General features: G+C 26.2%; 7 protein-coding genes. 1 reads left to right on the top strand and 6 read right to left on the bottom strand.

Annotated elements, in window-relative coordinates; all coding sequences use genetic code 11:
• Window positions 1-135 precede the first annotated feature (135 nt).
• Complete coding sequence (locus ACRC03_RS07715) at window positions 136-1,527, top strand: MATE family efflux transporter (RefSeq protein WP_438651987.1); 1,392 nt, start codon at window positions 136-138, stop codon at window positions 1,525-1,527.
• Window positions 1,528-1,673: 146 nt separating this feature from the next.
• Here the strand turns inward: ACRC03_RS07715 and ACRC03_RS07720 are convergent, their stop codons facing one another.
• The 6 genes from ACRC03_RS07720 to ACRC03_RS07745 form a co-directional block, all read right to left on the bottom strand.
• Window positions 1,674-3,575: an ABC transporter permease gene (locus tag ACRC03_RS07720; protein ID WP_438651988.1), complete on the bottom strand. Its 1,902-nt coding sequence runs from the start codon at window positions 3,573-3,575 to the stop codon at window positions 1,674-1,676.
• On the bottom strand, window positions 3,575-4,321 hold the full coding sequence (locus ACRC03_RS07725) for an ABC transporter ATP-binding protein (RefSeq protein ID WP_438651989.1): 747 nt from the start codon (window positions 4,319-4,321) through the stop codon (window positions 3,575-3,577). Before ACRC03_RS07725 ends, ACRC03_RS07720 begins: the two co-directional genes overlap by 1 nt.
• Window positions 4,322-4,529: 208 nt before the next feature.
• Window positions 4,530-5,426, bottom strand: a complete 897-nt coding sequence (locus ACRC03_RS07730) for a sensor histidine kinase (protein ID WP_438651990.1) — start codon at window positions 5,424-5,426, stop codon at window positions 4,530-4,532.
• Window positions 5,427-5,520: 94 nt separating this feature from the next.
• A complete protein-coding gene (locus ACRC03_RS07735) occupies window positions 5,521-6,213 on the bottom strand; it encodes a response regulator transcription factor (RefSeq protein ID WP_438651991.1) in 693 nt (230 codons plus the stop codon).
• 174 nt (window positions 6,214-6,387) lie between these two features.
• Window positions 6,388-7,059 (bottom strand): DUF3298 and DUF4163 domain-containing protein, encoded by a 672-nt coding sequence (locus tag ACRC03_RS07740; protein ID WP_438651992.1) that lies wholly within the window; start codon window positions 7,057-7,059, stop codon window positions 6,388-6,390.
• A gap of 123 nt (window positions 7,060-7,182) precedes the next feature.
• Window positions 7,183-11,358, bottom strand: a complete 4,176-nt coding sequence (locus tag ACRC03_RS07745; RefSeq protein ID WP_438651993.1) for a DUF4116 domain-containing protein — start codon at window positions 11,356-11,358, stop codon at window positions 7,183-7,185.
• Window positions 11,359-11,562 lie beyond the last annotated feature (204 nt).

The raw sequence follows: 11,562 nt of genomic DNA on the forward strand, positions 1-11,562 counted from the left end.
TAAATACACTTCTCCTTATAGCAAATTATTTCATTTTCAAAAAAATCGTTGCATTAGCAAAATTTTTAATGTATACTTTCTCATTGCTAAAATACTCTTTTAAATTTAATAAAAAGAAAAATAGGGAGGAAACTAATGAGCAATATAAATACTCAAAATCGTTTAGGTGAAGAACCCATAACTAAATTACTGTTTCAATTCGCAGTTCCAGCTATAATAGGTATGGTAGTTAACATGCTATATAATGTAGTTGATAGAATTTATATTGGAAATATACCTGATGTGGGAGCTCTTGCCATAACAGGAGTAGGAATTACAATGCCTATAACATCAATAATTACAGGAATAGGTATGCTTATCGGTACTGGGGCTGCTGCTAATTTATCTCTTACGCTTGGTATTGGTAATAAAGAAAAATCAGCTCAATACGTAGGTAATGCTTTTACATTAGTAGTAATAGCAAGTCTGTTAGTTGCAGTAATAGGTAATATATTTGCACCACAGATAGTGGGTGCATTTGGTGCAAGTGAAAGCACAACTCCATATGCATTAGATTATTTACGTATATTAATGTTTGGAACAATCTTTAATTTATGTGCATTTTCTTTAAATAATTTAATTAGAAGTGATGGAAACCCTAAAATAGCTATGAACACTATGCTTATAGGCGCAATAGTAAATATAGTATTAGATCCAATATTTATATTTGGATTTGGATTGGGTATAAAGGGTGCCGCAATTGCAACAGTCTTATCACAGACAGTATCAGCTTCTTGGGTTTTATTCTATTTTATAAAAAGCAAAAAATGTACTACAAAATTAAAATTATCTAATATAAAGCTGAGAAAAACAATAGTAATGTCTACATTAGCAATAGGAATGGCACCATTTGGAATGCAAGTTGCAGGAAGTTTAGTACAAATGGTATCAAATAATGCTTTAATGACACACGGTGGTGACCTAGCAATTGGTGCTATGGCCGTAATAACATCAGTTTGTACAATATTTGTAATGCCATTATACGGTATTAATCAAGGTACTCAACCTATAATCGGATATAACTATGGAGCTAAGAAGTATAAAAGGGTAATGCAAGCATATAGATACTCATTAATTGCATCTACAACTATACTTATACTTAGTTGGTTATTTATAATGTTTATTCCTGATAAAGCTATTGGACTGTTTAATAATGATCCACAATTATCTAATATTGCAGTTTATGGAATCAGAATATTCTTATTTGCACTACCTGTTATAGGTATTCAAATGATAGGTTCAACATACTATCAAGCAGTTGGAAAAGCTAAAATTTCTATGATGATTGGTTTATCAAGACAAGTGTTAATATTGATTCCATTGTTTTTAATATTACCTAACTTTTTAGGTCTTGATGGTATCTGGTTGGCTGGACCTATAGCCGATGTAATATCTGCAATAATTGGTTTTATTGTAATACGTAAAGAATTTAAGAAGTTAAAAGAACTTGAAAATGTTGAATCTGAAGTTTCTCCTATAGCACTATAATTTAAATATAGGAACTTATCAACATTTTCTGATGTAATATAATTTCATTAAGTGTAAAGATACTCGTTATTATAAAACGTCCTTGTTAAAGGGTACATTTTATTTAACGAGTATTTTTTATAAGTATATCAAAAGTGTAATTCCATCTATTTTATAATAAATTTAATCTCTTTTAGATATTTCATTCTAACAATATAAAAATATACTACTTGAAGTATAAGGAATCCTCCCATTACCAAAAATGCAGATGTTGCAACTTCCATATCAAAAGATCTTTTTAATGCAGTAAGAGCAAAAATAGAATGTATGACTGCCACTATATAAGGAAATAAAAATAAAACTCCTATTTCTATTGTAGATATTTTTTTAATTTCTTTATATGTTAATCCAATTTTATTTAATTTAACGTATTTTTTCTTATCTTCTTGGCAGTCCATATAAAATTTGTTGTATAAAAAACTACTAGAAGTAACAAAGAATATTAATCCTATAAATATTCCTAAAAATAATACAGTTGAATAAACTACTTTTCCAGTTTGAAGCATATCTGCTCTTGAAAAGAATATATACGGTTCAACTCCAGACTCTCCTTCATATTTATCTTTAAATCTTTCAACTAGGTCTAATGTACTATTATAATCTTCTACATTAAATGTAGTAAATTTATCAATAGTAAACTCTGTATTTATACTATTGTAAAATTCATCTTTAACTACATACATTTTACTATAATAAGCTGGCATAACTGTTTTTTCTATCTGTCTAATAACTTTAAGTTTATTATTATTTATAGTAACATCACCACTAAGTTTTTGTATTTCTTCTAAAGTCAATGATACGGATTCATTATTTTTGAAATCTATTGGTTCTATTCCAAGATTTTCAGCTATTTTTCTATAATCAGATTCTTTAATAATAGTTACATCCCAACTAGTATTTTTCCCAGGAAATATTTTTTTAATTTCACCATTTTCTTTTGAATACTTGATTCCTTCCTTTTGTAAACCATCTTCTATATATTTAATTCTTTCTTCATGTTTATTTTTATCTCTAGGTTTACCGTTAATATCATACTGTTCATGAGTTGAGTAATAAATAGATTGAGGAAATGAAAGTTCTACCTGTCGCTTTATATCCTTCCAAAAAGAATACCCCGTTCCTATTGCAGAAAAAGCTACTGCTGAGGTTATTGTTATTAAGAAAAACATTCTAGTATTATCTTTTATTTTGTAAGATAAATTTGATATCCATAACATTGAAGTTCCATTCATGTAGTACTTTCTATTTGTTTTAAGTTTATTTATAAAAAATACACTAAGTTGAGAAAAAATCAGATATGTTGCTACAATAACCATAGCCGTAACAGGAACTATACGATTTATAAGATTCCGCTTTGTAACTGTAACTGATTGGTAATATCCTGCTATAAGTAATACTACACAAAGTATAGCTAGTATTGGTGAAGTTTTTGGCTCTGCTTTTGGTTTTTTACTTTCCTTCAATAGTTTTAAAACTTGATTTTCTTTTACTACAATTGAAGCAAATAAAGATATTAAGATTGCAAGAACTATAAAGTAAATAATTGTGCTAACTATAGCTTCTGTTGGTATATAAAATTTTAATGGCTCTAACCCTATCAATCTAGAAACTACTATTAAAAATACCTTAGAAAAAATCAATCCTACTATAACTCCTACTGTTGAAGATATAGCATTTATTATTAAGTTTTCTATAAGAATCATTTTTTGTAGTTGTTTCTTAGAGCTTCCTAAAATATACAGCGTCCCAAAATCCTTATACCTACTTTTCAAAAATGCACTAGCTGAATAAAATACAAATAGAAGTAAAAATACATATGCAACCCAATTAGTTACTTCTAATATTCTTTGTAGTTCTAGGGAAAACTTAGACATATCTAAGTCTGGATGATTCATAAACATATTGTAAGAAAAAATCAAACTTGATGATATTAAAATGCTAAAGAAATATCCTAAGTAAGACTTACTATTTCTAACAATATTATTGGTTGCAAATTTCCTAATATTCATTAATTTCGCCCTCCTAATAATGCAAGTACGTCTATAATTTCTTGATAAAATTGCGCTCTATCTTCTCCCTTATATATTTCATTATAGATACTACCATCTTTTATAAATAAAATCCGATTACAATAACTTGCTACTAAAGGATCATGAGTTACCATCATAGTAGTTACCTTATTTTCTCTATTTATTTTTTCAAAGGTTTCCATTACATCTTTTGCTGATTTTGAATCCAAATTTCCAGTAGGCTCATCTGCTAGAAGTATTGAAGGTTTATTTATTAGAGCCCTAGCAATAGATGCTCTTTGAGCTTGCCCTCCTGAAACTTCGTAAGTTCTTTTGTTTAATAAATCTCCTATCCCTAGTATTGTTGCTATTTCAATTAACCTTTTATCTTGCTCTTTTTCCTCTACTTTATCTAAAGTTAATGGCAGAACTATGTTTTCTCCTATTGTTAAGGTATCTATTAAATTAAAATCTTGAAATACAAATCCTAACTTTCTCCTTCTAAATAGCGCAAGTTCGTCTCCCTTAAGGTGTAGAATATCTTTGCCATTTAGTTTTATTTCCCCTACTGTAGGCTTATCTACTGTAGAAACTACATTTAACAGTGTAGTTTTTCCACTGCCTGATGGACCCATAATACCTATAAATTCTCCTTCTTCCACATTGAAACTTAAATTATCTAATGCATTAAACATTATGCTTTTGCCATATACTTTACTTATATTATTTACATTTAAAATATCCATTTAATTCCCTCTCTTGAATCTACAATATTTAGCTTTTAATGTTATCTCTAGCTATACATTAATTTTATTCTGTATCTAGCTTTTATTCTATTTTCAAACCTTACACTAATATTACATTTATGTAAGGTTAAGATTTCAATTTATTTTCCCTAAAAAAATTGTCTTAAAATAATTTATTATCTTAAGACAACTTTTCTATCACTCTATTTTATTTAGTAAATTTTATAGTTACCTCTGTACCTTTTTCTTTTTCTGATTTTATCTCTATGTTATGGCATAAGTTATCACATACTTTTTTTGCTATATAAAGTCCCATCCCTGTTGACTCTCCAAATATACGTCCATTTTCACCTGTGAAAAATGGTTCAAATACTCTTTTTATATCCTTTTTTACTATTCCAATACCTTCATCTATTACGCTTAAAGTTACATAATTACTTTCATCTACTGATTTTATAGTTAAGTATTTCCCATAATTTTTTGAGTATTTAATTCCATTTGTAATTAGTTGATTTATTATAAATTTTAGCCATTTACTGTCGGTGTATACATAAATATTATAATCAATTTCTACTTTGGGCATTATCCTATTTTTTATAAATAATCTTTTCTCTTCATTTACACATTCCATAACAACTTGATATAAGTTTATCTTATCTATTACAAAATCCTTTTGAAATTCTCCTAGACGTGCAAAATACATTGCCATATTTAGACCTTTATTTATTTTTTCTACTTCTGATTGTATATTTTCAGCTATCTCTTCTCCTTCATCATCTTGAAGTTGGAGATTTATAATAGATACAGGTGTTTTCATTTGGTGTATCCACTGATTTATAAATTCTAAATGTTCTTTATAAATTTTATCTTGAGTTTGAGAATTGAATTCATATAAATTATGCTGGTGCTTTAATAAGTTAGAGATATTTTGTCCAACTAGACCGTTTCCTAAATCTACAAAAGAGTAATCTAAGTTTTCTAAATTATTTTCAAACAAATTATATACTCTTTTTTCTTTATAATATTTATAACCTAAGAAGCTTCCTATTATAAAAGTATTAAATAATAAAATATACATAGCTTCATTTATATTCATAAAGTTCATAAGAATACAATATAGTATTGTAACTATATTGCCTAAATAATATATACCAATATACCCTCTATAATTTTTCAAAAAAATCTTCATATTATCACCCTTACCAGTTTTTATTTAATTTGTACCCCACACCTCTTACCGTTTGAACTGAGTCATAAATTCCTACTTCTTCTAGTCTTTTTCTTATTCTACTTACATTTACATTTAGGGTATTTTCTTCAACAAATTCAATATCATCCCATATTTTTTCAAGTAGATAGTCTCTATCTACTACCTTTGGGTATTTTTTTATAAGACATTCTAATAAAATACCTTCTTTTTTAGTTATAATTAAGTTTTTATTTTTATATTCTAGCTCTAATCTTTCAGGGTAAAATTTTAGTCCATCTAGTTCAACTATTCTTTCTTCTATTTTAGGTGCATAGTCTCCATATACCCTTCTTATTTGGCTTTTTATTTTTGCTATTACTACATCGTAATAAAAAGGCTTAATTATATAATCATCTGCACCACTTTCTAAAGCTCTTATTTGGTCCATACCGCTATCCCTTGCTGATATAAAAACTATGGGTAAATTTGATTTTTGTCTTATTTTAGTACACCAGTAAAAGCCATCAAATTTAGGCAGGTTTACATCTAATAAGACTATGTCTGGATTATATTCTTCAAAAGCAATCATTATATTTTCAAAGTTTTCTTCTACTTTTACTTCAAATCCGTATTTTTCTATGTAATCTTTCAATAAATTACTTATTGAAAGATCATCTTCTACAATATATATTTTATACTCCATACTCTATCTCCTCTATAATTACTAATATAAATATTATATACATATGCTTTATTTAAACAACCTTTATATAAATATTATAGACATAAAATGTAAAAAATGGCTTTTGTATTTAGTCTCTAAGCCATTTTTTATTTACTCATCTTTATTAAATAGATTGTTACTAATTCTTCATTGCTACTTTAAATAATCTTTAAAGTCTTCGTATTTTAACTTAAATTTTGGTATTCCTACATAATAAGGTGCTATTTCATACAAGCTAAAATAAACTACTATTCCATCATCTTCTAGATAAAAGTTTTGATTTTCAATTATCCCTTTAAAACCACCTTCATCTTTAAAATAATCTTCTGGATTTTTACTTATTTCTTTATTTATATAATCATTCACAATGCTTTTATAGTCTACTCCATCTTTAAACATATCTTTTAACTGTAATCTTTCTCCTGTTAATAAATTATAGTTATAATTATCTAAAAAGGTCATGCCATGTGCTCCACCAGTAAACTGATATTTAGTTATTATTATACTTATTAGATTATTTTGGTCGTAAGGTACTTCATAATCTACATAAGTTTCATATTTATATTTTACATAATCCTCTCCTGAGTTTTCTAATTGTTCTTTATATATTTTTTTATATTCCTTTGATTCTTTTTTTACACTATTTTTAAAATCCATTACATCCTTATATATTTCATAATTTATCTTCTCTATAACTTTAGGACTATAACTATTGTAATTTACACACTCTTTGTAGAGTCTAATAACTGGATAAACAATATTATACTTAAAAAATTCACTATCTTTAGAGATTTTAACCTCTGCTATATAAGAGTAATTTTCCATTTAGTTTTATCTCTCCCCCTATTTTTGTAGTTATACTAAATTATGAATTTTACACAAAAAAGGATACATACTCTAGCATTTACTAGAATAGGTATCCTTTAATCAACTAACATAGCCGTTATTTTATTTATTTTTTATACTTGATATTTTATTCAATAATCCTTTTCTAAATACTAAATCTCTTATTTTATTTAACTTTTTTTCATGAATAACACCAGTATGAGCACAATCATTTCTGTATTCTAATAAGTCTCCTAAAATTTCATTTATATAGGATAAATCTTTTAAGCTTCTAAGATTATAACTAATGTAATTTCTTAAATCCCCTAATACTCTATATTCACTAAAACATCCTTCTTTAATCAAATAGCTATTTAACTCAAGTTCTATAACTTTGAAGTAGTTAATTGCTATATAGGAATAATCTATCATACCTACTCTTTTCATTGAGAATAAATACTCTGCATTGCTTAAGAATTCTATTGAGTCTTTCTCAAGTTGAGGATAATCTTTCTGTATATTTTGCTTAGTTACTTCAAAACTACTACTTTCTAACTCTTCTTTAATTTCATCTTCTTGAGATTTTATGTTAATTTTTTCAGTTATAGGATTACTTATTTCTCTTGAGCTTTCTTTTTCTATATTTTCTGTAGTTTTTTCAATAGTTTCTTCGCCTAAAAGAATTTCCTCTAATCTTCTATCTATATATTGCTGTGCCTCATTAAAAAGTGATATTCTTAACTCTTCTATATTCACTCCGTTTATATTCTTAAGTTCACTATTTCTTTCAAATTTAGGTATGGGATGTTTTTTTATAGTTTGTTGATTTTCTGCAGTCATATCCTCTGTAATAGCTTCAGTTTCTTCATCTTTATCTATTGCAACTTCTTCTATCTCATCATCTATACTTGTTTCTTTAATTATTTCTTCTATTTGTTTAAGTTCTTCTATGCTTCCTGTATTTATATAGTTTTCTATATCAGGAATTGTAACTTTAGCTACTTCAATTATTTCATCACTTGGGTTTAATATATATTGAATAGAGTAGGCATTAGATTTAACTGCTTCTAAAGCTATTTTTTGATTGTAGTTTTTAATATATTGTATTGCAAATCCATTTCTCTTTACTGCTTCTATACAAATTTCTTGGTTTGGATTTTCTATATGTTGTATAGCATAAGGGTCTTTCTTTACTGTTTCTATACATAGTTCATAAGACTTATTAGTTATATTTTTTAATGAAAATTCATCTTGCTTTATCGCTTCAAAACATACTTTATAACTTGGATTTTGTATATAATTTATATTTTTCCAGTCATCTTTAACTGCATTAATATAAATTTCTTCTATTTCAAACCTTATATTGTCAGCGTTAAATTCTTTATGTTTAATTGCTGCTATACATACTCTACTACTCGGATTATCTATTTTATTTATATTTTTATAATCAAATATTACAGCATTTAAATATATATTTTCTAAGCTATAGTAAAATTCTGGGTTATACTCTTTAGGGTCAAAATCAGGATTATTTATAACATTAGAGCATATTTCTGGTGTTAATTCATAAATTAAATCAATATTTTTCCAATTGTATCTAACTGCTCTTAAGCAAATTTCATTCTTATCTATAGTTATATCTTGAAATGAAAAATGAGGATGTGTTATTGCTTCATGGCACATTTCATCATTTAATTTATCTACATAATTTATATTAATGTAGTTATAGTAAACTGCATCTAAAAGTAGCTCATCACTTGGATTTTGTATTTCTTCTAAGTTAAAATCGTCTTGTTCAGCTGCTAAGTTTCTGAGCTTTTCATCCGGATTTTTGATATAATTTATATTTCTCCAATTATTTTCTACAGCTTTTAAACATAACTCATAAGATTTGTTAGTTACTATACCAAAATCAAAATCATCTTCTCTTACTATTGAATAGCACATATCTTCTGTGTGATTTTCTATATATTCAATATTTCTCCAATCTGATTTTAATGCATCTATCATCATTTTAGTAGTTGGATTATTTACAAATTTTATAGCATTACCATTTTGGCTAATAGCTTCTTCTTGTAATTTTATGGTTTTATTCTCTACAAATTCTAATGCTAGTCCGTTTTGTCTTACTCCTTCTGATGATATAGACAATAATTTATTTATTACAAATTGTAATGCTAGTCCATTTTGTCTTACTGCCTCTACACATATTTCCGTAGTTTGGTTTTTAATATACTGTAAAACCATACCGTCTTTTTTAACTGCTTCTAAGTATATTCTTTCATCATCTACTTCTATATCTTTTATGGCATTGGGATTAATTTTTACTGTTTCTATTAAGTGCTTTATATCTAGCTCTTCACCGTGCTCTTCACTAGCTACTACATCTTCATTGTTAGCTTGATTTTTTACAAATTCTAAATACTTTTCATCTATAAACTCAATAGCTTTTGGGTTTTTATTGTATGCAAGTAGACATATATCTTTAGTTTGATTTTCTATAAACTTTATAGCCTTCCAATCTTGATTTATAGCTATCATACATAAATCTTCATATTTATCTTTTATAAATTGAAGATTTCTATAGTCTTTTTTTACTGCTTCGATGCAAAGGTCTATCGGTTGGTGCTTAACTAATTTTATAGCATTTATATTTTTATTAAGTGCTAATTCACATATTTTTTCAGTTTGATTTTCTATAAACTTTATAGCTTGCCAATTTTTATTTATAGCTATTATACCTATCTCTTCACTTAGATTATTGATGTATTCTATAGCTCTCCAATCTTTTTCTATTGCTAAATTACATAATTCTATACTAGGATTTTTTATATATTTTATTGAGTTTGAGTTTTTACTTATAGCCTTTTTGCAGACTTCTTCACTTGGATTTTCTATATACTCTAGCGCTTCATAGTTTTTAGCTACTGCTTTTAAACAAATTTTTTCGCTTTGTTCTTTTACAAATTGTATAGATTTCCAATTACTTTCTAAAGCTACCATACAAAGTTCTTCATTTTGATTTTCTATAAACTCCAATAATTTCCAATCAGAGCCTACTACTTTAGCATAAACTTCATAACAATTTTTATCTATATAATTAAATAATTCCTCATTGTGCTTAAAGTACTCTATACAATTAACTAATTGATTTTCTTCTATAAATTTAATGGCTTCTATATTTATAGAAACAGCATTTATAGCCATATCTTTATTTTGACTTTTTACAAATTTTATTACAAAAGGATTTACTTCTATACAATTTAAACATATTTGCTTAGATGGATTTTTCAAATAAACAAAAAAACCTTCATCTTCTTTTATTAAATAGTAAAATTTATTCGTAAAACTTTTATTAATGCTATTTACTATATTTGCAAAAACTGATTTATCTAAAGTTTCTTCCAAATTTTTAAATACAGAGTAAATGTACTTATCTTCTATACTCTCTATTACATTCCAGTTTCTTTTTATAGCAAATATACATAATTTTTCTGTTTGTTCTTTTATAAATTTAATAGCATTTGCATCTTTTTCTAAAGCTATCATACAAAGTTCTTCACTTTGTTCTTGTATATAATTTAAAGCTTCATAATTATTTTCTACAGCTATTTTACATAATTCTTCACTTTGCTCTCTTACTAATTCTATATAAACTCCATTTGTTTTTATTACTTCTACACATATATCTTCTGTTTGATTTTCTACAAACTTTAGAGCTTCTGCATTATCTTTTACAGCAGCCAAACAGATTCTTTCATTTTGTTCCTTTACAAACTCTAATGCCATTCCATTTTGTTCTACTGCTTTTACGCATATGTCTTCTGTTTGATTTTCTATAAATTGTAACGATATACCGTTTTCTGCAATTGCATAATAACAAATACTAGAAGTTTGACTTTCAACAAATTGTAAAGCCATCCCATTTTGTTCAACTGCTTTTTTACATATTTTTTCAGCTTGTTCTTTTACTAGTTTAAGTGCCATTCCATTATTTTCAACAGCCTCTAAGCATATTTCTTCTGTTTGTTCTTCTATGATTCCAATGACTAAACCATCTAATTGAACTGACCTTAGGCATAATTCTTCAGTCTTATTATTTACAAATTCAATGTTATAAGGGTCTTGCAAGATAGCATTTAGACACTGCTCTCTACTTTGATTTTTATTTTTAAGTAAAATTTCTTTATAATTTATAGACGGATTATAATTACTATATTCTTTTATTTTATTAATAATTTTATTAATCGATTTCATAGACTTTTTTGATGATATATTTCTTGCTACTTTTATACTCATACATTAATCTCCCTAGTTGTATATTTATATTATATTTTTACATTTTAATTATAACATGTAAAAAGAGACTATTTTTAAAAAATAAAATAGTCTCTAAAAAAATATTTACTTTTTGTTTATAAAGAATCATAAATTTCTAATTTTTTGACTTATTACTCATATTTTTATGGTTTTGCTATACTTTATTTTAATATAGTAATATAT

Source organism: Romboutsia sp., assembly GCF_051659545.1.
GTDB lineage: Bacteria > Bacillota > Clostridia > Peptostreptococcales > Peptostreptococcaceae > JBOFOR01.